21 protein-coding genes and 1 pseudogene are annotated in these 23,067 nt (G+C 61.1%); 6 read left to right on the top strand and 16 right to left on the bottom strand.

Annotation, left to right across the window (positions count from 1 at the left end):
• Positions 1-24: 24 nt before the first annotated feature.
• Complete coding sequence (locus AC05QJ_RS28195; protein WP_009394930.1) at positions 25-501, bottom strand: Lrp/AsnC family transcriptional regulator; 477 nt, start codon at positions 499-501, stop codon at positions 25-27.
• A gap of 487 nt (positions 502-988) precedes the next feature.
• Between AC05QJ_RS28195 and AC05QJ_RS28190 the strand changes: the two genes are divergently transcribed.
• The gene (locus AC05QJ_RS28190) at positions 989-1,813 is read left to right on the top strand and encodes a DUF6515 family protein (RefSeq protein WP_476744483.1); all 825 of its coding nucleotides are present in this window, start codon (positions 989-991) and stop codon (positions 1,811-1,813) included.
• A gap of 78 nt (positions 1,814-1,891) precedes the next feature.
• On the opposite strand, the gene AC05QJ_RS28185 is transcribed toward AC05QJ_RS28190, so the two are convergent.
• Both AC05QJ_RS28185 and AC05QJ_RS28180 read right to left on the bottom strand, forming a co-directional pair.
• Positions 1,892-2,764: a cation diffusion facilitator family transporter gene (locus AC05QJ_RS28185; protein WP_476744482.1), complete on the bottom strand. Its 873-nt coding sequence runs from the start codon at positions 2,762-2,764 to the stop codon at positions 1,892-1,894.
• 1 nt (position 2,765) lies between these two features.
• Positions 2,766-3,185, bottom strand: coding sequence for a polyribonucleotide nucleotidyltransferase (locus AC05QJ_RS28180; protein ID WP_476744481.1), 420 nt, complete (start codon positions 3,183-3,185; stop codon positions 2,766-2,768).
• A 119-nt stretch (positions 3,186-3,304) separates the two neighbouring features.
• Here AC05QJ_RS28180 and hrpB point away from each other — a divergent pair, with 119 nt between their 5' ends.
• A complete protein-coding gene (gene hrpB / locus AC05QJ_RS28175; RefSeq protein ID WP_476744480.1) occupies positions 3,305-5,824 on the top strand; it encodes an ATP-dependent helicase HrpB in 2,520 nt (839 codons plus the stop codon).
• A 51-nt stretch (positions 5,825-5,875) separates the two neighbouring features.
• Here hrpB and AC05QJ_RS28170 read toward each other — a convergent pair whose 3' ends face one another.
• Positions 5,876-6,061: a hypothetical protein gene (locus tag AC05QJ_RS28170; protein WP_476744479.1), complete on the bottom strand. Its 186-nt coding sequence runs from the start codon at positions 6,059-6,061 to the stop codon at positions 5,876-5,878.
• 164 nt (positions 6,062-6,225) lie between these two features.
• Here AC05QJ_RS28170 and tnpB point away from each other — a divergent pair, with 164 nt between their 5' ends.
• Positions 6,226-6,585 carry an IS66 family insertion sequence element accessory protein TnpB gene (gene tnpB, locus AC05QJ_RS28165; protein ID WP_004883347.1) on the top strand — a complete coding sequence of 120 codons (360 nt, stop codon included), beginning with the start codon at positions 6,226-6,228 and terminating at the stop codon, positions 6,583-6,585.
• 18 nt (positions 6,586-6,603) lie between these two features.
• Entirely contained in the window at positions 6,604-8,157 is a 1,554-nt protein-coding gene (tnpC, locus tag AC05QJ_RS28160) for an IS66 family transposase (RefSeq protein ID WP_476743066.1), read from the top strand.
• Between the two features lie 337 nt (positions 8,158-8,494).
• Here tnpC and AC05QJ_RS28155 read toward each other — a convergent pair.
• The 4 genes and pseudogenes from AC05QJ_RS28155 to AC05QJ_RS28140 all read right to left on the bottom strand — a co-directional run.
• A pseudogene (locus tag AC05QJ_RS28155) lies at positions 8,495-8,638 on the bottom strand (helix-turn-helix domain-containing protein); the annotation flags it as partial.
• A gap of 88 nt (positions 8,639-8,726) precedes the next feature.
• Positions 8,727-10,355, bottom strand: a complete 1,629-nt coding sequence (locus AC05QJ_RS28150; RefSeq protein ID WP_476744478.1) for a DUF2326 domain-containing protein — start codon at positions 10,353-10,355, stop codon at positions 8,727-8,729.
• Positions 10,348-10,518: an ABC-three component system middle component 7 gene (locus AC05QJ_RS28145; RefSeq protein WP_476744477.1), complete on the bottom strand. Its 171-nt coding sequence runs from the start codon at positions 10,516-10,518 to the stop codon at positions 10,348-10,350. Before AC05QJ_RS28145 ends, AC05QJ_RS28150 begins: the two co-directional genes overlap by 8 nt.
• A gap of 37 nt (positions 10,519-10,555) precedes the next feature.
• Positions 10,556-11,335, bottom strand: a complete 780-nt coding sequence (locus tag AC05QJ_RS28140) for an ABC-three component system protein (RefSeq protein WP_476744476.1) — start codon at positions 11,333-11,335, stop codon at positions 10,556-10,558.
• 373 nt (positions 11,336-11,708) lie between these two features.
• Here AC05QJ_RS28140 and AC05QJ_RS28135 point away from each other — a divergent pair, with 373 nt between their 5' ends.
• Together AC05QJ_RS28135 and AC05QJ_RS28130 are read left to right on the top strand one after the other, a co-directional pair.
• Positions 11,709-11,933, top strand: coding sequence for a hypothetical protein (locus AC05QJ_RS28135; RefSeq protein ID WP_476744475.1), 225 nt, complete (start codon positions 11,709-11,711; stop codon positions 11,931-11,933).
• Positions 11,934-12,083: 150 nt separating this feature from the next.
• Positions 12,084-13,148: a hypothetical protein gene (locus tag AC05QJ_RS28130; protein ID WP_476744474.1), complete on the top strand. Its 1,065-nt coding sequence runs from the start codon at positions 12,084-12,086 to the stop codon at positions 13,146-13,148.
• A 207-nt stretch (positions 13,149-13,355) separates the two neighbouring features.
• Here the strand turns inward: AC05QJ_RS28130 and AC05QJ_RS28125 are convergent, their stop codons facing one another.
• From AC05QJ_RS28125 to purU, 8 genes are all read right to left on the bottom strand, one after another.
• The gene (locus tag AC05QJ_RS28125; protein ID WP_476744473.1) at positions 13,356-14,702 is read right to left on the bottom strand and encodes an APC family permease; all 1,347 of its coding nucleotides are present in this window, start codon (positions 14,700-14,702) and stop codon (positions 13,356-13,358) included.
• Positions 14,703-15,151: 449 nt separating this feature from the next.
• A complete protein-coding gene (locus AC05QJ_RS28120; protein WP_476744472.1) occupies positions 15,152-15,922 on the bottom strand; it encodes an IclR family transcriptional regulator in 771 nt (256 codons plus the stop codon).
• A gap of 101 nt (positions 15,923-16,023) precedes the next feature.
• Positions 16,024-16,593, bottom strand: a complete 570-nt coding sequence (locus tag AC05QJ_RS28115; RefSeq protein WP_476744471.1) for a sarcosine oxidase subunit gamma — start codon at positions 16,591-16,593, stop codon at positions 16,024-16,026.
• Between the two features lie 3 nt (positions 16,594-16,596).
• Entirely contained in the window at positions 16,597-19,494 is a 2,898-nt protein-coding gene (locus AC05QJ_RS28110; protein WP_476744470.1) for a 2Fe-2S iron-sulfur cluster-binding protein, read from the bottom strand.
• Positions 19,491-19,793 (bottom strand): sarcosine oxidase subunit delta, encoded by a 303-nt coding sequence (locus tag AC05QJ_RS28105; RefSeq protein ID WP_476744469.1) that lies wholly within the window; start codon positions 19,791-19,793, stop codon positions 19,491-19,493. Before AC05QJ_RS28105 ends, AC05QJ_RS28110 begins: the two co-directional genes overlap by 4 nt.
• A gap of 10 nt (positions 19,794-19,803) precedes the next feature.
• Positions 19,804-21,045: an FAD-dependent oxidoreductase gene (locus tag AC05QJ_RS28100; protein WP_476744468.1), complete on the bottom strand. Its 1,242-nt coding sequence runs from the start codon at positions 21,043-21,045 to the stop codon at positions 19,804-19,806.
• The gene (folD, locus tag AC05QJ_RS28095; RefSeq protein ID WP_476744467.1) at positions 21,027-21,920 is read right to left on the bottom strand and encodes a bifunctional methylenetetrahydrofolate dehydrogenase/methenyltetrahydrofolate cyclohydrolase FolD; all 894 of its coding nucleotides are present in this window, start codon (positions 21,918-21,920) and stop codon (positions 21,027-21,029) included. Before folD ends, AC05QJ_RS28100 begins: the two co-directional genes overlap by 19 nt.
• Positions 21,917-22,783, bottom strand: a complete 867-nt coding sequence (gene purU / locus AC05QJ_RS28090) for a formyltetrahydrofolate deformylase (RefSeq protein ID WP_476744466.1) — start codon at positions 22,781-22,783, stop codon at positions 21,917-21,919. Before purU ends, folD begins: the two co-directional genes overlap by 4 nt.
• Positions 22,784-23,067 lie beyond the last annotated feature (284 nt).

Here is a 23,067-nt window from a genome sequence, read left to right as displayed (position 1 = left end):
AGGCGCGGGATTATACGCCGCGTCTCAGCGAAGGTGGGTCAGGGGCAGTTCGGTACTGGCCAATACTTGATTCAGGACAAAACTCGAGCGAACGCTGGTCACGCCCTCGATACGGGTGAGGTGACCGAGCAGCAGTTTCTGGTAATGATCCATGTCGGGCACCACTACCTTGAGCTGGTAGTCGGCGTCCATCCCGGTGACCAGGCTGCATTCCAGCACCTGGGGCAGGTTGCGGATCGCCGCCTCGAAGGTTTCGAAACGCTCGGGGGTGTGGCGGTCCATGCCGATCAGCACGTAGGCGGTCAGGCTCAGGCCGAGCTTCTTGCGGTCGAGCAGGGCGACCTGACGGGAGATGAATCCGTCGTCTTCCAGTTGCTTGACCCGGCGCGAGCACGGCGACGGCGACAGCCCGATACGCTCGGCCAGTTCCTGGTTGGAGATGCGCGCATCGCGCTGCAATTCGGCGAGAATGCTCAGGTCGTAGCGGTCCAGCTTGCTCATGGATCAGGCCTTTTCTGTTTGAATTGCTGACAATTATTAATATTTAGTAAAAAATTGCGCAAGTGGTGTTTCATTCCGCAATCTTCGCAATCCTCTGTCGCACCGGTTTTCTTATGATTGTTTCCAGAATCACTGCCCGGACACACGTCCACGGCGACTGACTCAATCAGGACAGTCGCGGCCAGCCATCCCACAGGGTGGTGCTTGGCCCCCGGGCTACACACGGTCCAGAAGACAGGTGTGAGGTGAGCCGGCGTCACAAGCGTCGAGCCAGGACAAAATTCCCGAAGGGCGGCCTGATGGTCGCCCTTTTTTATTGTTCTTGAGTGGCAAGCTGCAAGCCGCAAGAAAGAGCGGGCGTTGCGCCGGCTGGCTTTTTCTTGCAGCTTGCAGCTCGCCGCTGCCTATCCGAGATTTCATCTGGCCCCCGGAACAGCGCATGCTAGAGTGGCGTTGTGATCATTTCCCACGATTGAAGAGGAACAGCATGACCTTGCGTATGTGGCCATTGGTGGGTGTCGGTCTGCTCTGCCTGAGCCTGGGCGTCCATGCCGACGATGAGCGGGACCATCGTGGTCCGCAGGAGTCCCGTGGCGGCGAACAGCGCCAGCAGGGTTCGCCGCTTGGGCAGCGTCCGGATGAGGTGCGACAGACCCAGCAGCCGCGTCAAGGGCATTACCAGGACATTCCGCGGCGCAACGACGGCAACCCGGGCTGGCAAGGCCATCAGGGTGGGCAGCGTCCGCAGCAGCCGAACTGGGCGGGCCGTCCCAGCGGCGGCAATGGCTGGGGACCGGGGCCGCAGTACCGGCCGGGCCACACCATCGACCGTTTTCCTGATCGGTTCTCGCGGGTGCCCTATCGCGGGCAGGACTACTTCTTTTCCGGCGGCTACTGGTATCGCCCTCATGGTGCGGGCTACGTCGTCGTGACACCGCCCTATGGCGTGCGTGTGAGCTACCTGCCGGACTATGCGCGGGAAATGTGGATCGGTGGCGCGCTGTTCTTCCTGGTGGCGGACACCTACTACCAATACCTCGACAGCACCCGCGACTACGTCGTGGTCAACCCGCCGCAGGTGCAGCAACCCGTGCCGGTGCAGGGCAGCAGCTACGACGTGATCGCCTACCCGATGCAGGGCCAGCCGCCGCAACAGGTCGAGCAGGATCGCTACCAGTGCCATCGCTGGGCGGTGGAGCAGAGTGGCTTCGACCCGGCCTATGCCAATCAGGCGCCGCCGGCTCAGGTGGCCGATACCTATCGCCGGGCGATGGGAGCGTGCATGGCGGGGCGGGGGTATAGCGTCAACTGAAGGTCTACTGTCTGTTCTTTCTGGCCCTATCGCTGGCGGCGCTCCGCTTGCCACCGATAGGGCCAGAAAGAACACTCGCTAGACCGGATCCGCATGCACCAGTACTTCAGCCCGCGGATACGCCCGGCTGATCGCGGCGGACGCCTGCACGCACAGCTCGTGCGCCTGAGTCAGCGGTAGCTGCCCCGGCAACTCCAGATGCACCTGCACGAACCAGCGGTTGCCTGACACCCGCGTCCTCAGGTCATGCGCCCCGACCACGCCCGGCACCGCGCACACCAGCGCCAGCATCCTGTCGCTCACGTCCGCAGGCAACTCCTCATCCATCAACGTGGCGAAGCTCTCCCGGGCGATGGTCACCGCGCTCCAGAAGATATACACGGCAATCCCCAGCCCGAAGAACGCATCCAGCTGCGGCCAGCCAAACGCCGCCAGCAGCAGCGCCACCAGGATGCTGCCGTTGAGCAGCAGGTCGGAACGGTAGTGCAGTGAATCGGCCCGCACCGCGGTCGAGCCGGTGATGCGGATGACCCGAGCCTGGATCATCAGCAGCCCCACGGTCAGCGCCAGCGACAGCACCATCACCGCCACACCCACCGTGGTATCGCCCAGCGGCTGCGGCTCGCGCAGGCGTTCGACGGCCTGGCTGGCGATCAACACCGCACTGACGCCGATGAACAGCGCCTGGGCCATGCCTGCCAGTGCTTCGGCCTTGCCGTGGCCATAACGGTGGTCTTCATCGGCGGGACGCAGGGCGTAATGCACCGCCAGCAGGTTGAGCAGCGAGGCGGCGCCGTCGAGCAGCGAGTCGGTCAGGCCGGCCAGCAGGCTGACCGAGCCGCTGAGCCACCAGGCGATCGCCTTGCTGACGATGAGGATGCACGCCACCGCCAGTGACGCACGGGTGGCCAGGCGCAGCAGGCGGGCGTGTTCAGCCGAGGTGGCAGCCATGTCAGGCGGCAGGCACCAGGCCGTAGGCCGCCAGTTGCTCGGTGCTGCCCTTGTGCTGGATCAGGCGCGGGTCGTTCAGCGGCAGACGCTGGCCCAGCTCGCTTTCCAGGATCACCTGCAGGCGGGTGTTGTCGACCTTGCCGTCGGCGCCGATGGCTTCGTTGAGTTTCTCCGGGGAAACCTGCGCGGTGCTGCCGCCCGGCAGGTAGATGGCACCGGTGGCGAAGTCGATGCCGAAGGCGATCAGGCCGGGGATGACATAGAACAGGATGCCGACGGCATCGAGGGCGACGATCACCGGGTCGACCTTGCCTTCGATCTGGCCACGGCGATCAGGGTAGAAAAGGGTGCCGCAGGCCGTGAGCTGGGTCAGCAGGGTCGCGACCAGCAGGCCACCAGTGACACGGGAAGAAATACGCATTGAGAGTCTCCGCAATGAAAGCCGCAACAATACCGGCAAAAGGCCGGCTTCATGAGTTAAGACCATGCGAGAGCAGGCCGGGTTCGCCGTTATACTCGCCCCACTGTTTGAGGGCTACCATGATTTCCTTACCGATTGATGCCGTTCTGCCATCGCTGCGTGAAGCCTTGGCGCAGCGCCACGAAGCCGTGCTCGAAGCACCGCCCGGCGCCGGCAAGACCACCCGTGTGCCACTGGCGCTGTTGAACGAGCCGTGGCTGGCCGGGCAGACCATCCTCATGCTCGAACCACGCCGCCTTGCCGCCCGCGCCGCCGCCGAGCGGCTGGCCAGCGAGCTGGGTGAAAAGGTCGGCGAAACTGTCGGCTACCGCATCCGCCTGGACAGCAAGGTTGGCCCGCGCACCCGCATCGAAGTGGTCACCGAAGGCATCCTCACCCGCCGCCTGCAGGATGATCCGGCGCTGGAGGGTGTCGGTCTGTTGATCTTCGACGAATACCACGAGCGCAGCCTCGACGCCGACCTCGCCTTGGCCCTCAGTCTCAATGGCCGCGAGCTGCTGCGCGACGAGCCGCCGCTGAAAATCCTGCTGATGTCGGCGACCCTCGAAGGCGAGCGCCTGTCGGCCTTGCTCGACGACGCGCCGGTGATCAGCAGCGAGGGCCGCATGTTCCCGGTGCAGATGCGCTGGGGCCGGCCTTTCCAGCCTGGCGAGTACATCGAGCCGCGGGTGGTGGACACGGTGTTACAGGCGCTGGACGAACAGAGAGGCAGCCTGCTGGTGTTCCTGCCGGGCCAGGCGGAGATTCGCCGGGTGCACCAGTCGTTGCGGGACGCCGTCGGCGACCGCCCCGACATTCTGCTCTGCCCGCTGCATGGCGAACTCGACCTGTCCGCTCAGCGCGCTGCCATCGAGCCGGCGCCGGCGGGCACGCGCAAGGTGGTGCTGGCGACCAACATCGCCGAGACCAGCCTGACCATCGACGGTGTGCGGGTGGTGGTGGACGCCGGGCTGGCGCGGGTGCCGCGCTTCGATCCGGGCAGCGGCATGACCCGCCTCGACACCCAGCGCATTTCCCGCGCCAGCGCCACCCAGCGTGCCGGCCGGGCCGGACGACTGGAGCCCGGGGTGTGTTACCGGCTCTGGTCCGAGGCCCAGCATGAACAACTGGCCGCCTACGGCACCGCCGAAATCATCCAGGCCGACCTGTCCGGGCTGGCCCTGCAACTGAATCGCTGGGGCGTGACACCGGGCCAGTTGCGCTGGCTTGACCTGCCGCCCGCTGCCGCCTACAGCCAGGCGCAGGATCTGCTGCAGCGCCTTGGGGCACTGAGCGGCGACCGCCTCACCGCCCATGGCCAGGCCATGGCCGAGCTGCCGGCGCACCCGCGCATCGCCCACTTGCTGCTGCGCGGTCACGACCTCGGGCTGACGGCGATAGCCTGTGATGTCGCCGCATTGCTGGGCGAGCGCGACATCCTGCGCGGGGCAGGTGCCGACCTGCACAGTCGGCTGAGCCTGCTCAGCGGTGAAACCCGGGCCAATCGCGGCGGCCAGGGTGGCGTGCAGCGGGCGCGGCAACTGTCGCGGCAATACCGGGGTTTTCTGCGGGACAAACCCGGCGCTGCTGTCAGCGACCCGGAGCACCCACGTTGGCTCGGCGCATTGCTGGCGCTGGCCTACCCCGACCGGGTTGCCCAGCAGCGCCGCGCCGGGGGCGCCGAGTATCGGCTGGCCAACGGTCGTGCCGCGCAGTTCGGCGAGGTCGATGCGCTGATGAAAGAGCCGTGGCTGGTGGTCGCCGACCTCGGCAGCCGCCAGGGGCAGCGCGAAGAGCGCATCTACCTGGCTGCCGAACTCGACCCCGCACTGTTCGACGAGGTACTGGCCGAGCAGGTCAGCGTGGTCGAGCAACTGGAGTGGGACGAGAAGGAAAACGTCCTGCGCGCCGAGCGCCAGCGCAAGGTTGGCGAGCTGATCCTCAGCCGTGAACCGCTCACCGGCCTGGACGACGACGCCCGAGCCCGCGCCTTGCTCGAGCTGGTGCGACGCAAGGGCCTGGCCCTGCTGCCGTGGACCCCGGAACTGCGTCAGTGGCAGGCGCGGGTCGCCTTGCTGCGCCAGCTCGACCTGGCCGCCGGCGGCGACAGCGAATGGCCGGACCTTGGCGACGACGCGCTGCTGGCGACCCTCGCGGACTGGTTGCAACCCTACCTGGGCAAGGTCACCCGCCTCAGCCACTTCGCCAACCTCGACCTGTCATCGATCCTGCGCAACCTGCTGCCCTGGCCGCTGCCGCAGCGCCTGGACGAACAGGCGCCGGTGCATATCAGCGTGCCGTCCGGATCGAACATCCGCGTCGACTACAGCGAGCACCCGCCGGTACTGGCGGTGCGCATGCAGGAACTGTTCGGCCTGGCGGATACGCCACGTATTGCGCAAGGGCGGCAGAAAGTCCTGCTGCACCTGCTGTCACCAGCACGACGGCCAGTACAGGTGACCCAGGACCTGGCGAACTTCTGGCGCAGTACCTATGCGGAGGTGAAGAAGGACTTAAAGGGCAGATACCCCAAGCACTATTGGCCCGAAGATCCATTGGTCGCTGAGGCGACTGCCAGAGCTAAGCCAAGGAAGACCTGAATGATGAGGCTGTAGCCCCCAGTAAGCGAACTGTCTGGGGGCTACGGCGCATTACCCAATGCCCATCCTCCGGGGAAGTGCCAACTCTTCCGGCGCCTCACCCTCCTTGAACGCCAGCAGGTAGAGCACTTTTCCAATGGGCTGCGCTTCCTGCGGCGGATCTGAGGTGACCCTCTGCACTACAGGCGTGGTTGCATAACGTAGTGTGACGCCCTGTTCACCCAGTCGGTCGAGCATCTCTTGAAGCTCATCGAAGACCAGCAGGCGGGATGTACTTGAGCAGTCATCAGCGACGTCACGATAATCCCGTAGGTAGGTAAGCGCTCCATGAACCCCACATTCAAAGCGCTTACCTGATCCCCGATGCTGTGCTCCCGATTTCTTTCTGGAGCCTGCCGACGATGATGCGCCCCGACGCCAAAGTCGAAAAAGTCTATCTCTACCCCAAGCCTGTCGACTTCCGAAAATCCATCGATGGCCTCGCCGCTCTGGTCGAACTGGATATCAAGGTGGCCGTGTTCGACCCGGTACTTTTCGTGTTCCTCAACAAGCCGCGCAATCGCGTGAAGATCCTCTATTGGGAGCGCAACGGTTTCTGTCTCTGGCTCAAGCGCCTGGAGTCCGAACGCTTCAAGACCTCGCCTGACGCCACTGACGAAGCCATTGTCCTGACTGTTCAGGAACTGAACTGGCTACTCGACGGCTTCGACCTTTGGCGCAACCGCCCACATCAGGTTTTGACCCCTCGTTTCGTGGCCTGAATCGGTATAATCCTCGGCATGGATTCCATGCCCGATGACCTTCCCGATGACCCTGTCCTGCTCAAGCAAATGCTCCTTGAGGCTTACGCAGCACGCTCGCGTGAGCAGGAAGTCAAAGAAGCCTACGCCACTCACATCGTTGATCTGAAAGAACAGATCAAGTTGCTGCGTGATCGCCTTTTCGGCCGCAAGTCCGAGCAGGCCATCGATCCCAACACGCCGCAACTGGCGATGTTCAACGAGGCAGAAAGCGAACCTCTGTTGACGGTGGAAACGCCGGATGAAGAAGTCGTCACGCCAGCGCCACGCCGGGGAAAACGCAAGCCACTCTCGGCTGATCTGCCGCGTATCGAAGTCATCCACGAACTGCCTGAACACGAACTGACCTGTGCCTGCGGTTGCCGCAAGCATGAGATCGGCGAGGAAATCAGTGAGCAACTGGATATCGTGCCGATGCAGATCCGCGTGCTCAAACATGTCCGTAAGGTCTACGGCTGCCGGGGTTGTGAAGTTGCCCCGGTCACGGCAGACAAACCGGCTCAACTGATCGAGAAGAGCATGGCCAGCCCGAGCGTGTTGGCGATGTTGCTGACCACCAAGTATGTCGATGGCTTGCCGCTGCACCGTTTTGAAAGTGTCCTGGGCCGGCACGGGATCGACATTCCACGGCAGACACTGGCGCGCTGGATTATCCAATGCAGCGAACATGTCCAGCCGCTGCTGAATCTGATGCGTGAGCGATTGCTGGAAAGTCCGGTCATCCATTGCGATGAAACCCGTGTCCAGGTACTGAAAGAGCCAGATCGAGACCCGACCAGCCAATCCTGGATGTGGGTGCAAGTCAGCGGGCCGCCTGACCGAAAAGTCGTGCTGTTCGACTACAGCTCCAGCCGGGCGCAGGAAGTGCCGTTGCGTCTGCTGGAAACTTACCGCGGGTATGTCATGACGGACGATTACGCTGGCTATAACGCGTTGGCGCTGCAGTCTGGCGTAGAACGGTTGGCGTGCATGGCGCATGCCCGGCGCAAGTTTGTCGAAGCGCAGAAAGTGCAGCCTAAAGGCAAAACCGGACGGGCCGATGTCGCACTGACGATGATCAACAAGCTGTATGGCATCGAACGCGAACTGAAAAACGCCAGTGACGAGCAGCGTTTTGCCGCGCGACAAGCGCAAAGCCTGCCAGTCCTGACCCAGTTGAAAAGTTGGTTGGACAAGGCCCAATCCCAAGTGACGCCACAAAGCGTGCTGGGCAAGGCCGTGAATTATCTGGCGAACAACTGGAGCCGGTTGGTGCGTTACGTCGAGGCTGGTTATCTGCCAATCGACAACAATCTGGCTGAACGCTCGATCAAGCCGTTTGTCATCGGTCGCAAGGCCTGGCTGTTCAGCGACACGCCCAAGGGCGCTACGGCCAGTGCCCAGATTTACAGCTTGGTCGAGACTGCAAAGATCAACGGCCAAGAGCCTTATACGTGGCTGCGCCACGTACTGGAGCGACTGCCCCACGCGCAGTCTGTGGCGGACTATGAAGCGTTACTGCCATGGAACTGCTCGCCGGAGATGCCACGGTAACTGAGACTTCCTCTTCTCGGTAGGTGGGGTTCATGGATCGCTTACGTAGGTAGTCGGTGAGCTCGGCAAAGGCAACCGCCTGATCTCGCGATAGCTCAAATGCAGGCTCGATGTAGTCGCCAATCGTCTCAGTTGCAAGTTTGGCCAAGCACCTTCCTGAGTCAGGTTGCAGGGCTTTGCTCATGACGTAATTTTTTTCAAACTGTTCGCGAGCGGCCCGGAGTTGTTCATCTGTAGGGATCGGCATCGGCTTATTGAATATGTCGATGTCCTGATACTCAAACGCCCTTGCGAGAGAGCGCAGGGTGTTGACGCTCGCTCCCGAGCCGGCTTCCACCCGCTGGATCGTGCGCGGTGTGGTGTGGGCAAGCTCCGCCAGGGTTTCTTGAGACCATTGGCGGAGTTCTCGGAGATACTTGATTACCTTGCCCAGTTCGGCTTTGCTAAGGAGGCGCGTGTCGGTTGCGTCGAAAATGCCCATCTCGTGTATCCTGCCCTGTGGCTGCTGTGGTGGCTCGAGCATGTAGGCGCCCAAGGCGGCGGGACACGACACATACCCGACAGACACCTTATGTCCGCTTCTCTTTCGCCCTCCAGTCCTGGGTATAGAGGAGCTTGTCGCGGTGTAGTTGCAACACCATCTTGGCTCTCAGGGTGTTCTGAGTTGTGCTATTGAATTTCTTGGCCTCATCAAAAGCCAGGAAAATTTGCTTATTTTTGAAGGAGGCCAGGATGCGAATAATGTGCTCCGTGGCGGCAATTTCAATATTCTTGTAGATCATCGAATCATGGATTACGAACGGTAGGCGCGTTAGCGAAAGTATTGAAAGGTCAAATCCAACCAGGCCAGCATACGATTTACCTGTTCCAGTATCCATGCGCGAAGTGAAGCTATAAGAGTTAGCCTTTTTAAGGTGAAGCCGTGATGGCTTGCGTTCAGGGCCGTAAACCAGTTTGTTAAATTTCTCAAGCTTTTGATTTATTGCAGTCTCAATCTCAAGGAAGATTTTACCATAGATGGCTTCTAGACGAGTTTTAGTGGCCGTTTCACTGCTCTCAATAGAGGCCTTCTGTTCGAAGAACTTATTTTCCTCTTTAGCTTTGTCGGTGACTTCTTTGAGTTCAAAGACTTTCGCAAATAGGTCTGTGGGAGTACCTTTGGCCTTGAGTGTTAGCTTTATCTGCTGGTCAAGTTCGGTAATCGCTGTTGTGATCTCAGTTTCGTTTGCAATTAGTAACTCAAGCTCAGTTTTGAGTTCCTTGCTTACGAGCTTTCCTATTTTGGCGTGAAATTGCTCTACCATCTCAAGGCGCTCAAGATTGGCGTCTGGGAAAAATTCAGCAACGAGGGCTATATTCGCCGCGAGACGAGGTGTTATTCCGGAGATGTCTCTTTGGAGCTTTTCTCTTCTTCCTGAAACCAGATTTCTCTTGCTCACCATCTCATTTTTTGCCTGCTGTATAGCTCTCAACTTATCGTCGAACAGGGCTTCGTATGCTGTGATGGCTCCTGCGAAGTTATCCTTAATGTCACTGATGGCTTGTGCATTGGTTTCAATCAGTTTTTTGTTGGCTTTGTACTTGGTTGTCGTGATCCGTGGAATAATTTCCGCAGTCATCGACTTATTCATTAAGTTTCTTTTATCTTGTAATGCCTGAAGTACTGCCCGCTCTACAGAAACATCACCAGTGCGTTCGAATAGATCGACTAGCCTGGCTACCCCGGCGCCGAGTTTTTCTTTTGGATTACCCGCCAGTGGGTGATCTGGATCCGCTTCCCCCTTGTTCCATATTCGAGCAAAAGGCCCAACGATGGATCGGAATGAACTCTCTAGTTCCGACAGGTCGTAGAGGCTCTTGAGCTTATTCCTATAGGTCTCGACTGTTATTTCATCTAGCTTGACATGATTGGAGTCACAGATGTCAACAACGTCTGCTTGCTTCGTAGACCTTGTGACGAAAAGGGGCACGCCACCAAATTCAAATGTGATTTCGTATGAGTGGTGGCCAAGGAACTCGATAGCTCCAGCGTCATCATCTAACAGGCTGTCGCCGCCCATTGCAAAGTCGATTACAAGGAGGGCTGATGATTTGCCAATTGAGTTCTTAGCTTCGTCATCTCCGAGGATAACGTTTAGCCCGGCGTGGAAATCAATAGTGCTCTGATTGAATAGGTCGCACTTTATCTGTTTAAGCATATTCAATCACTCCAGATCCATCTTGGACGTCCAAGTATCCGAGAAAATATAGAATGTCCATTGCAGCGAGAAATTCGGATGCATCCAAGAAGTCGTCTTTTGTCCTTGATAAAACTTGGGTCACGGTCTCCCCTGGCGTTTTGTCAGCGAGTATCGCAAGCATTTTAAAAATCGTCGACTCTTCGAGCTTTGTAAATTTGCTAGGGACTAACATCGAATACCTCACAATTTTGCACGAAGAATGACGTCAAAACTCTTGAGGCATCGATTGACTTGCCAGTTCTAGTGCTCATCCACTCGGTGATGTATTTGAATACGAGGTCTTTGTTGTCTGGGTTTAATTTACGCATCTCCCAGTAGTAACTGTTGACCTGATTTTGCAAGATCTTTACGGTAGATTGGTCTCGCATCTCTAGCAGGCGCATTTCTTCGCGGATGGCAACGAAATAGTCAACCACATCGTTGCGAATATTTCGCTTAAGAAAGTTACTGGCGCCTGTTTTCAATTTGTCGCTCAGCTTCTTGGCATCAAGCTCGAGTTCAAGGGCTAACGTGTCTGTGACATTGATTTGCAAGCTGGTGATTATTTCAAGTATTTCTTTTACTTCTTCTTTTAGAGTATGCTCGGAAATTGCCTTTCTTGCAGCTGCGTCTCTAATGAAACCATCCTTGATAGCCCGTATATGCTTGTACTCATCGATTTTGAAGTCTTTATCGAATTTCGTGTGGCAGCTGGGGCAAAGGCATATCAAGTTCTCAAGGCCATTGATGTCTGCTGGCGACACAAAGCCAGTTAAAGCTAGTGTTTGAGCGGCTGTTGGATTGAGAGGGTAAATGTGTGCAAGTTCATATCCTTTAGAGGTCTTGGAACCGACTTTCTTTATGAGGATTGGTTGTGTACAAAGAGGGCAGGCACCTCCTGTCTCTCCATACAAGATACTATGCTCTTCAGGGCTATACTTTACCCGATCATTTGCCATATTTAGCCTTCAAACCTAGATTTTCTGCGCACCAGTGTTGCCTATCGTGGCTAATTGTTGAGTCGATGATACTAAGAGCGAGAAGCCTCACTGAGGCTATGGTGAATTCCTGCTCAGGAAGTTGGGGGCTCATTGAGGCGCATGCAGGTGTAGGCATGGTCTCGTCCGACGAAGGCGGCGGGACGCTAACCTGATCTACCTGTTCTTGATTCCACATTCCCTGTGCCTGATTCCACTTTGTGTTACGAAACATACCATTTTGCCATCATGTCCGGTATAGCCGAGCCGTGAGCCCGGATGGGTGGCTGAGCGGCAGGGAGTGATAACTGATCAGGAGCTGACTTAGGATCGTGGAAAATCGGCAAAGAAAAGCATGGGAATGATACTCAAGCGGCTTTCACGAATCTGGAACAACATCAACCCCGACCGCCGCCCTGAGTGGGGAAAACAGCGTGAGCGTGAGTTCATCGAGGCGGTGAATAGCCTGAAGACGCTCAGGGTGACGCCGGAGGGTGGCATGGCTATCGATCCTGAGGAAATTCGTGAGCAGGTGCTGGAATCGCGGGAGCGGCTGAAGCACTTCGTCCGCAAGTCATGACTCGCAGCTCAGTCAGGGTTACTCAAGGATCTGTCACACCTAGACTACCTCGAAGTCCTAAAAGGCCTCACTTCCCAGGAGAGGTTCTGGATGAGTAAGCTTCGACCGAACAACTGATCCCATCATCCCTCGTGACTGGCAGGCTAAAAAATGGACTTACTCACGCCTCTTTTCGATCAAGACAAGCTTCATCAGCACTTCAAGACGATTTCTGATGGACGAGTTGGTCGGCATTACCAGCGCGATGAGATCCTGCGCTGGATGGATGGTTTTCCTGACAGGGATAAAAAGTTCGTGAAGGAATTTCAGACTACCTTCAACTCGAGCTTCTGGGAGATCTATCTTTACGCGGTTCTCAGAGAGTACGGTTTCTCGTTTGACTGGAAGCATGCCGCGCCTGATTTTTTGGTCACCGCAGCAGACACGACGTTTACGATAGAGGCCACTACGGCAAACCACGCAACCGATGGAACGCCGGAATGGGGGGAGCCCCTGACGGCAGAGTTTTTCGAGAACATAGAGCTCAATGAACTCAACCGTATCGCGATTATCCGCCTTTCCAATGCATTCATGAGCAAGTCTAAGAAGTACCTTGAGAAATACGCGAATCACGACCACGTGAAGGGGCGTCCGTTTGTCCTTGCCATTGCGCCGTTTGAGCAGCCCGGATTCCACCTGCAAGCGTATCGGCCTATCGAGGCTTTGTTGTTCGACCTCTATGTGGACGAAGCCGAATACCGTGCGAACCCGGAACGCTTTCCAAATGGCCCCATAACGAAATCCTTGGGCAGCGTGGAGAAAGACAACGGGTCAGAGATTGAGCTCGGCTTGTTCCAAAATCCCCGATTCCGCCACATCAGCGCGGTGGTATTCAGCCACTTGGCGACCTGGGGGAAGGTAGACGCCATGTGCGGAAACCCAGATGCATTCATCAGTTCGGTCTGGTTGACCCCTGAGGGCATGAAGCGGGCAGTGATTCGAGCCAGCGAAGGCCCAGAGAAAATCACCGATGGGCTGCGGATATACCACAATCCTTACGCAACGAATCCTTTGCCGTTAGGGGTATTTCGAAGGGAGGGAGTGGTGCAGTTCTGGGGAGATCATGAGACTCAATCACTGTGCCAGGAGCAGGCTGAAAACTGCTTACAATCCCGGACAGCAATGACGTTCCTTAAGGGCAATGACAAAGATTTCGACGAGCAGGCACTGCCGTAACTTTCGGACGATCCTGAAACAGGGCGTATCCTGCATGGCGCATCAGCCTTTCCTTGTGTTTGCCCGCAGTAGGCAGGTTTTTCTTCACTGACCGAAGAAAATCTTCAGTTCAGGGAATTCTGCCTACTTGTTCTTCACTTTCCACTAGGGCTAAGGCTTTTCTCGCAGATGCGGAGGTTTTGGAGAGCGCTCAGGTTTGGTGATGCATCAACCCGCTTCCGAGAAATCCGCCACCTTGACGTTGCGCCGGAACCCGCCCGTCAGCACCAGCAGATACACCAGCCCGACCACGAACCACGTCAGGCCGATGCTCAGGGTCAGGGCCGACAGGCTGGTCCACAGCCACAGGGTCAGCGCCAGGCCCACCAGCGGCACCAGGCCGTGGAGCAGCAGGCTTTTGCCTTCGATCCTGCCGAACAGGTGGGTGCGCAGCACCGCCATGTTCACCGCCGAGAAGGCCACCAGCGCGCCGAAGCTGATCAGCGAGGCGAGGGTGCCGAGGTCGATGACCAGCGCTACCAGCGAGATCAGCGACACCAGCAGGGTGGCGTTGACCGGGGTGCCGAAGCGCGGCGACAGGGTGCCGAAGAAGCGCTCGGGCAGCAGCCTGTCACGGCCCATGCTGTAGATGATCCGCGATACCGCGGCCTGGGAAGCCAGCGCCGAACCCAGGCTGCCGGCAACGTAGGCGGCGGTGAAGAAGTTGGCGAGGAACTGCCCGCCAATCTTCAGCATCACTTCGTTGGCGGCGGCGTCGGTGTTTTCGAAATGGCTGCCGGGCACCGCCAGTTGGCTCAGGTAGGCCAGCAGGGTGAACAGCACGCCGGCCGCCAGGGTGGTCAGCATGATCGCGCGCGGTACGGTGCGGCGGGCATCACGGGTTTCTTCGGCCAGCGTAGACACGGCATCGAAACCGAGGAACGACAGGCACAGGATGGCGGCGCCGGCCATCAGGGGATCGAAGCCGGGCTGGGTGCCGTCGCCGCGCAGCGGTGCGAGGTAGTCGACCGGGCCATTGCCCAGGCTGGAGCAGGACAGCGCGACGAACACCACGATGAAAATGATCTGGGCGCCGACGATCAGGTTGCTGGCCTTGGCCACCGAGCGAATGCCCATGACGTTGAGCACGGTCACCAGGGCGATCGACCCGAGGACGAAGACCCAGGCCGGAATGGCAGGGAAGGCGATGTTGAGGAACAGCCCGATCAACAGGTAGTTGATCATCGGGATGAACAGGTAATCCAGCAGCAGCGACCAGCCGGCGAGGAAGCCGACATTGGGACCGAAGGCGATGTTGGTGTAGGAGTAGGCGGAGCCTGCAACCGGGAAGCGTCGAACCATGATGCCGTAGGACGCGGCGGTGAACAGCATCGCCGCGAGGGTCACCAGATAGGCGCCGGCAGTACGACCACCGGTGGTTTCGGTCACGATGCCGTAGGTGGTGAAGATGGTCAGCGGCACCATGTACACCAGCCCGAAGAACACCAGGGCGGGCAGCCCGAGCACACGACGAAGTTCGTCACCCTTGGCGAGGGTGTGGTTGTTATTGGTCATCTGGAGTCCCGTTGTATTTTTTATACGGTTGCACGCACGAGGCTGCGAGGTGGCGATACCTGCCGGTCATGGTCCATGTGCGGGCTAGGGTCTGTTCCCGTTTCATCACGAACCGCGTTGCTGGGCCAAATCTCGCCAGGTCAGGCGGAGGACGCAGGAAAGGGTTGTTCCCTTTTCAAGTCCTCCAACGCAGCCTGGCGAGATTTGGCACGCAACCCGAAGGGCCGGTGCCCGTTTTGCCGCGAGGCTGCGTTACTCGGCGCTTATTTGGAATGACCAAACTGCGCACCTCCTGCCTTGCCTCGCGGCAAAACGGGTACCGGCGCGGTCGTGATGAAACGGGAACAGACCCTAGGCTAGCAGCCGGATGTCGTACCTCGTAAGCAAAACAATATTGCAGCGGTGCAAGCGGTTATTGCCGGGATGCCCTGTGTCGCGCGCCGTGCCGGTCAGTCGCGAAAGCCCAGCGCCGCCGAGATCTCCTTGCTGGTTGCCAGCAGCGCCTGCAGAAATGCCTCCTGCGCCACGGGGGTGTTCATCACCGCGTCCGGTCCGGACAGGTTGATGGCTGCGGTGATGGCGCCGCTGTGGTCGCGGATGCCGGTGGCGATGGCGGTGGAGTAGTCGGAGCGGTGCAGCACCCAGCCGCGTTCGCGGTCTTCGCCGATCAGGTGTTGCAGCTCCGGCAGGGTGCGCGGTGCCGGGGGCGGGTAGTCGTCGAGGCGTACGTGCTGGTAGAGCTGGCTCAACTCCGTTTCGCCCAGCCCGCTCAGCAGCACCCGGCCCAGCGCGGTGCCGTGGCAGGGCAGGCGGGTGCCGATGGGGATGTTCACCGTCAGCCGCTGTGGTGCGAAGGCGCGGTAGATGTAGAGGCTGTCGGTCTGCTCGCGGATGCTCAGGTGGCAGGACAGCGAGGTGCGGTCGCGCAGGGCGTTGAGGCAAGGCATGGCGACTTCGACGATGTCGCGGCTGGCGAGGTAGGCGAAGCCGTCGGAGATCACCCGGCTGCCCAGTTCGAAGTCGTTGCGCCCGGCCTTGTGCAGGTAGCCCATGTCCACCAGCGTCTGCACGATGCGGTAGACGGCGGACGGGCTGACCTCCAGGCGCTCGGCCATGTCCTGCATGCTCAGGGTGCGCTGGCGGGTGTTGAACATGCCGAGGATGGTCAGGCCGCGCTGGAGGGCGGGGACGCGGTAGTCGAGGGATTCGAGGGCGGTCATGCTGGAGGTCCTGTGTCGTTGGTCAGGGCCTCATCGCTGGCAAGCCAGCTCCCACAGGTTCAGGCCCTTGTGGGAGATGGCTTGCCAGCGACAGGGCCGGTTCAGGCGAGCAAGGTTTCCAGGCTCACCGGCAACCCGCCAAACTCACCCATGGCATCCAGCATCGCCGCCTGGAAGTACTCCAGCGACGCCCGGTCCATCAGGAGGTGGAAGCGCGGCAGTTCGGCCGTCCCGGCATTGACGACGATGGCATTGAGCCGCGCCACCGAGGTCTGCGCCACGCTGCCCACGGGGAAGGCGTCGCTGCGCAGGTCGACGCCGCACAGCTTGGCCATCACCTCGGCGATGTGCTTGCCGGACAGTTGCACCCAGGCATGGCTGTCCTGGCGCGGCAGCAGGTAGTTGCGCTGTTCGTTCAACTGCCAGCCGGCTTCTTCAGCGGCGAGGCGCTGGCCACGATCGGCCAGGCTGCCCAGCAGGAAGTACTCGGTCTGCGACAGCCGCGCCACCAGGGTGCCGTCCTCGCACACCACTGCACGGTTGGGCGCATCCGGCAGCGAGTAGCCCCGCGCCTGCAGCCAGCCGGCGGCGTCCACGCCACGGAAACCCACCCGTGGCAGATCGGTGAGGTCAATGAGCGCGCAGCGCTCGATCGGGTTGAGGCTGGTCATGGCTCAGAGCTCCTGGCGCTGGTTGTCGGGATCGAAGAACGGCAGTTTCACCACGGTGGCCTGGACCACTTCGCCGCCCTCGACGCGAATCGGGATGCGCATGCCGGGCTCGGCCTGGTCGGCACCGGCGTAGGCCAGGCCGATGATCTGGCCGAGGGTGGCCGAGTACTCGCAGGACGTCACGTTGCCGCTGATGTCCGGACCGCTGAGCACCAGGTGGCCTTCCAGCGGCTGGGTGCTGCCCTTGGGCAGGCTGAAGCCCACCAGTTTGCGCTTGAGCGGCTGGCGTTCGAGGATCTCGATGGAGCGCTTGCCGACGAAGAACGGTTTCTTGCGGCCGATCGCCCACTGCATGTCGATCTCGCCGGGGTGGGTCATGCCGTCGGTGTCCTGGCTGATGATCACGTGGCCTTTTTCCAGGCGCAGCAGACGCTGGCTTTCCACGCCGAATGGACGGATGCCGAACTCGGCGCCGGATTCCATCAGCAGGTCCCACAGCTTGCCGCCATGGCGCGCCGGGACGTGGATCTCGTAGCCCAGTTCACCGACGAAACCGACCCGCATCAGCCGCGCCGGTATCCCCGCCACGCTGCCGGTACGCACCGCCAGGTACGGGAAACCTTCGGCGGACAGATCGACATCGGCGCAGATCTTTTCCATCACCTTGCGCGACAACGGGCCGGCGACGTTGACCGCCGCCAGGGCGGCGGTGACGTTGGCGATGTCCACGTCCAGGCGCCACTGGGCGTTCCACTTGAGCATCTGCTGGTAGATGCGATCGACGCCGCTGGTGGTGGCGGTGACATAGAAATGATTGTCGGCCAGGCGGGCGATGACGCCGTCGTCGATCACCACGCCATGTTCGTTGGTCATCAGACCGTAGCGGGTGCGGCCCACCGGCTGCTTCTTGAACGGCATGGTGTACATGCGCTCCAGCAGTTCGGCGGCGTCTGGTCCGCGCACGTCGAGGCCGCCGAGGGTGGAGACGTCGATCAGGCCGACCTGCTCGCGCACATGGCGCACTTCTTCCTGCATGCAGCGCTCACGCTCGCCGGGCTTGCCGTAGTAGGCCGGGCGCTGCCAGATACCGGCGGGCATCAGCTTGGCGCCGGCGGCGACATGGCGGCTGTGCATGGCGGTCTGGCGGTAAGGGTCGAAGGCACGGCCGGCGACGTGGGCGAGTTTCTCCGCCTCGAACGGTGGCCGGGCGGTGGTCACCCCGGTTTCGCTGATGCTGCGCCTGGTGGCCTGGGCTACCAGGCGTGCGGTGGGCAGCGCCGAATGACGGCCCTGGGACGGGCCCATGCCGACGGTGGAGAAGCGCTTGACCAGTTGCACGTCGCGGTAGCCGCTGCGGGTGGCGTTGACGATATCGCGCACTTGCAGGTCTTCGTCGAAGTCGACGAAATCCTTGCCCTTGGGGTGGGCGAAGATCGGCCAGTCGAAGTTGACCCGCGCTTCGCCGGCGAAGGGCGACTCGCCCACGCCCGGCTCCAGGCCCAGGGCGCGCACTGCCGTGGCGGCGACGCGGGTGCCGTCGAGCAGCACGTTGTCCAGTTGGTGGCGGCCATTCACCGAGCCTGCAACGGTCAGGCCGTCGGGCAGGCCGCTGATGGCGAATTCGGCGCGTTGCTCGTCGTAGGCCAACTTGCCGCCGGCCTGGCAGAGCAGTTGATAGACCGGCATGTAGCCGGCGGACATGCACAGCAGGTCGCAGTCCAGGCTCAGGCCCTGTTCGGCCACCTGGCCCTGGGCGGTGATGCGGCGGATCTCGGCGCCGCTGACATGGCGCATGCCTTTCTCGTGCAGCGCTTCGTACACGGTGCTGCCGAGGTGAACCGGGGTGCCCTGTTTCTCCAGGGCCGCTTTCAGCGCGACATCGGCGGGCTGCTGGCGCATGTCCACCAGCGCTGCGACTTTCACACCCTGTTCGGCCAGATCGAGGGCGGCGAGATAACCGTCGTCGTTGCCGGTGAGCATCACCGCGCAATTGCCTGGCTTGACCGCGTACAGCTTCATCAGCCGCTGTGCGGCGCTGGCCAGCATCACGCCCGGCAGGTCGTTGTTGCGGAACACCACCGGCTGGTCGAAGGAGCCGGCGGCGACGATGCACTGCTTCGCCCGCACCTTGTACATGCGCTTGCCCTGGATCACCGGCAGGTAGTTGTCGGTGAACCAGGCGTTGCAGGTCGCCTGGGTCAGCACCTGGATATTGGCGTGGCCTTGCACGGCGCCCACCAGTTCGCGGCGCAGGGTTTCGGCGCGCTGGCCTTCGGCATCGAAGCGGGCGTAGGTCAGCGAGCCGCCGAGCAGCGCCTGCTGTTCGATCAGCAGTACCCGCGCGCCGGCATTGGCGGCGGTGAGGGCGGCGCTGAGGCCGGCGGGACCGGCGCCGATGATCGCCACGTCAACGAAGAGGTAGGCCTTGTCGTAGTACTGCGGCTTGAAATTCAGGTCCAGCACGCCGAGGCCGGCTTTCTTGCGGATCAGCGGTTCCCACACTTTCCACATGCCCTTGGGCTTGTAGAACGAGCGGTAGTAGAAGCCCACCGGCATGAAGCGCGAGAACTTGCCGAGGTAGGCGTCCTTGTCGTGCTCCAGCGAGCCGTTGAAGTTCTGCCCGGTGACGGTCATGCCGGCACTGACGGCCTGGGCATCGGCCAGCACGTTGGGCTCGTCCGGCAGTTGCACCAGGGTGTTGGCGTCTTGTCCGGCCATGGTCAGCGGACCACGCGGACGGTGGTACTTGAACGAGCGCGAGAGCAGCCAGCGGCCGTTGGCGAGCAGGGCGCTGGCGATGCTGTCGCCGGCGAAGCCCTGGTAGTCGGTGCCGTCGAAACTGAAGCGCAGGGGCTGCTGGCGGTCGATCAGCAGGCCCATGGGAGCAGGAAGGCGGTTCATCCGGCGATCTCCTCGAGGCGCGGGGCGAACTCGACCCGCTGGGTGAAGACTTCCTTCGCGTCGAAGGTGCGAATGATCTGGTCGGTGACGGTGTGGCGCTCGGCCAGGAACCAGTAGCTGGAGGCGTTGTGCATCCACCATTCGCGAACGACGCCTGCGAGGTTGTCGCTGTTGAACACGTAGTCGGCCCACTCGGCGTCGCTGCAGGTGGCCGGGTCGGGCATGGCCTTGAACTCGCCGCCGTAGGTGAACTCGCTGATGTTTCTCGGCCCGTTGAGCGGGCAATTCATGATTTTCATGGCATTCCCCTTAGTGGCTGGCCGCCGTGGCGCCCATTTCGTTGACCTGCTGGAAGGTGCTGAAGCGCTCCAGGGCGAACGGCTTGATCAGCTCCGGCACGCGGCCGCCGCTGGCCACCAGTTCGGCCATGGTCTTGCCGCAGATCGGCGTGGACTTGAAGCCCCAGGTGCCCCAGCCGGCGTCGAGGTAATAGTTCTTCACCGGCGACAGGCCCATGATCGGGCTGTAGTCCGGGGTCATGTCGGTGATCCCGGCCCACTGGCGCATCAGTTTGGCGTTGGCCATGAACGGGAACATCTCGATGGCGTGGGCCAGCAGGCTTTCCTTGAGGTCCAGGGTCGAGCGGGTGTTGTACAGCGGGTAGGGGTCGGAGCCGCCGCCGAAGACGATCTCGCCGCGGCTGGTCTGTTGCACGTAGCAGTGCAGGGCCGACGAACTCACCAGCGGGTCGAGGAACGGCTTGAACGGCTGGGTGACCATGGCCTGCAGCGGGTAGGTGTGGATCGGTGCACGAATCCCGGCCTTCTGCAGCATCAGTGAGCTGGCGCCGGCGATGGCCTGCACGGCGCAGCCGCATTTCACCGTGCCGCGGTTGGTCTTCACGGCCGTGATGCGGCCCTGTTCGATGACCAGGTCCTGCACCTCGGTGAGCTGGTGGATTTCCACCCCGCGCTTGGCCGCCTGCTTGGCGTAGCCCCAGGCCACGGCGTCGTGGCGTGCGGTGGCGCCGTCGATGTGCCAGAGCCCGGCGAGCACCGGCAGGTGGCCGGGATCGAGGTTGAGGGTCGGGACCAGCTCGCGGATCTGCTGGCGGTCGAGCATCTCGGTGCGGCCGCCGAAGTGCTTGTTCACTTCGGCCCGCTGGCGGAAGGCGCGCACCGTCGAGTCGGTGTGGGCGAGGGTGAGCTGGCCGCGCTCGGAGTACATGATGTTGAAGTCGAACTCGTTCGACAGGTTCTGGAACATCTTCACCGACTCGATGTAGAACTTCACACCTTCGCTGGTGAGGTAGTTGGAGCGGATCACGGCGGTGTTGCGCGCGGTGTTGCCGCCGCCCAGGTAGGATTTTTCCAGGACCGCGACGTTGGTGACGCCGTGGTACTTGGCCAGGTAGTAGGCGATGGCCAGGCCGTGGCCACCGCCGCCGATGATGACCACGTCGTAGGACGGCTTGAGTTCGGTGGGCGGTGGAAGATCGACTTCCACCGGGTAGTCGGCGCTCAGGCCGTACTTCAGGAGATTGAACGGCATGGGGCCTCCTGCTGCAGGCGAGCGGCGGTCAGGGTGTTCTTCATCAGGAAGGCGATGGTCATCGGGCCGACACCACCGGGCACCGGGGTGATGGCCGCGACCTTGGGCAGGGCGCTGTCGAAATCGACGTCGCCCACCAGGCGCGAGCGTTCGCCTTCGCTGATACGGTTGATGCCGACGTCGATCACCACGGCGCCGGGCTTGAGCCAGTCGGCATCCACCAGCCGCGGCCGGCCGACGGCGGCGACGACGATGTCGGCCTGGCGGCACAGCTCCTTCAGGTTGGCACTGCGCGAGTGAACCACGGTCACCGTGCAGTTGGCCTTGAGCAGCAGCGCCGCCATCGGCTTGCCGACGATATTGGAGCGGCCGATCACCACCGCATGCTTGCCGCTGAGGTCGCCCACGCTGTCTTCCAGCAGGCGCATGCAGCCGGCCGGGGTGCAGGGTGTGAGCACCTCGCGGCCCTGGCTCAGGCCGCCGACGTTTTCGGCGTGGAAGCCGTCGACATCCTTCAGCGGGTCGATGGCCTGGAGCACACGGGTTTCATCGATATGCCCCGGCAGCGGCAGTTGCACGAGGATGCCGTGGATGCTGGCGTCGGCATTCAGTTCGCCGATCAGCGTGAGCAGGGTGGCTTCGTCGGTGTCTGCCGGCAGCTTGTGTTCGAGGGAGCGAATGCCGCACTCCTCGGCGCGCAGCACCTTGTTGCGGACATAGACCTGGCTGGCCGGGTCTTCGCCGACGAGGATCACGGTCAGCGCCGGGGCGATGCCGTCGTCCTTCATGGTCGTGACCTGGGCTTTCACCTCGGCGATGACGCGGGCGGCGGCAGCCTTGCCGTCGATCAGCTTGATGGAGGCTTGTGTGTTCATCGGAAGATCACCGTACGGTCGCCATTGAGGAAAACCCGATGCTCCAGGTGGTATTTCACCGCCTTGGACAGGGCCACGGTTTCGGTATCGCGGCCGACGCTTACCAGGTCGTCGGAGAGGTAGCTGTGGTCCACGCGCTGCACTTCCTGCTCGATGATCGGGCCTTCGTCGAGGTCGGACGTGACGTAGTGGGCGGTGGCGCCGATCAGTTTCACGCCACGGGCATAGGCCTGGTGGTAGGGCTTGGCGCCCTTGAAGCCGGGCAGGAACGAGTGGTGGATGTTGATGGCGCGGCCGGCAAGCTGTTTGCACAGGTCATCGGAGAGGATCTGCATGTAGCGGGCGAGCACCACCAGTTCGGTGCCGGTTTCCTCGACGATGTGCAGCAGCGCCGCTTCCTGTTGCGACTTGGTGTCCTTGGTCACTGGCAGGTAGATGAAACGGATGCCCTCGCGCTCGGCCATGGGCCGCAGGTCGAGGTGGTTGGAGACGATGGCGGTGATCTGCATGTCCATCTCGCCCTTGTGGTGGCGGTACAGCAGGTCGGCGAGGCAGTGGTCGTACTTGCTCACCATCAGCAGTACGCGCATTGGCTGGGCGCTGCCGTGCAGGCTCCACTCCATGTCCAGGCGCCGGGCCACTGCGTCGAAGCCTTGCTCCACTTCGTCGATGTCGCCTTCGTAGTGGTCGTTGAAGCGGAACACCGCGCGCATGAAGAAACGACCGCTGGTGTCATCGTCGAACTGCGACATCTCGCTGATGTAGCAGCCTTTTTCCGCGAGGTACGTGGTGACCGCCGCAACGATGCCGGACGTGGCCGGGCAGCTGATCTTGAGGATGTAGTGGCTGGTGGCGTGTTGCATTTCGGGTCCTCGGGTGGAGTGGCGGCAGCTCTCGCAAGGCGGAAATTTCAGCGGTGAAGCGGTGTTTTATCGGTGAAGATTATTTATTCGCAGGAATAAAATATTCCTTTTGCGCTTTTATAGGCGAAAGGAAGGTGCAGGTCTAGCCTGTGGGGAAAATTTTTATCTTGGGAGGAAACTTTAGGGCAGGGGATCTTGGGGGGAGGCTGATGGCCTCATCACTGGCAATGCCACAAGGTTCGGCAAGCGCCGCGAAACCTGTGGGAGCCGGCATTGCCGGCGAT

It is taken from the genome of Pseudomonas sp. TUM25319 (assembly GCF_056388475.1).
Note: the sequence above shows the minus strand (reverse complement) of the source record. Positions and strands in the feature narration are given on the sequence as shown.